The organism is Maribrevibacterium harenarium, from assembly GCF_006385675.1.
In the GTDB taxonomy this organism is placed as follows: Bacteria; Pseudomonadota; Gammaproteobacteria; order Pseudomonadales; family Marinomonadaceae; genus Marinomonas; species Marinomonas harenarium.
Genome location: NZ_VFRR01000125.1, coordinates 1 through 821 on the forward strand (window position 1 = coordinate 1; position 821 = coordinate 821).

Annotated in this window: 1 protein-coding gene; it reads right to left on the reverse strand. The window is 47.1% G+C overall.

The genetic code is table 11. The annotated features are described in order from the left end of the window. The coding region (locus tag FJM67_RS17615; RefSeq protein WP_181161556.1) for a hypothetical protein at window positions 1-821 on the reverse strand (821 nt) is incomplete at both ends.

Genomic DNA, 821 nt, shown 5'->3' on the forward strand with positions numbered 1-821 from the left:
GCAAACATCAAATCTGGCAAAGACACATTCGGCCAGTCGATGTTGAGTTCAGGGAATTTAACGTCTAGCTCACCTAGCTTCACATTCGGCCAATCTAAGTTCAGGCTCGCTAGGTGTAACTTAAGATCTGGCCAGGACATATTTGGCCAATTGGCATCCAATCCCGGTAGATCAAAGTTGAAATCAACACCGGTTAGATTCAATTTTGGCAGCGCAAACATCAGCTCTGGCAAGGTCAGATTAGGCCAGTCGATGTTCAGGTTAGGGAACGCGGCACTGAACGTCGGTAGTTCTAGATTCGGCCAAGGCAAGGTTAAATCTGGGAAAGAGATATTCAAACCAGGTAGGTTTAAACCATCTAGATCAAAAATAAAGTCTGCTAGTTTCCAATCCGGTAAACCCACATCTGGCCAAGTTGGGAACGCGGTATCAAAGGATGGCCAAGACAAAGTCACGTCTGGGAAGGTGATCGAAATGCCTGGCAGTTCAATCATCTTAATCGCCAGCAACAAGTCTGGCAGTTTCATATCACCCCAAGTGAAGTCGATATCCGGCAAATCTAGGTCTGGTAGCGCTGCTTTAATCGCATCGAAGTCAAAATCTGACCATTTCACATTTGGCCAAGGCAGATCTAGGGTGCCAAGGTGCGCTTGCAGGTCCGGCCAAGACATGTTCGCCCAGTTGGCATTCAGCCCTTCAATGTCAAAGTCGAACTTCAATACAGGCAAGTTCAAACGCGGCAATGCGAACATCAACTCAGGGAATGACAGATTCGGGAAGTCTAATCCCAAATCTGGGTAGGCTAAGTTCAAATCCGCTAG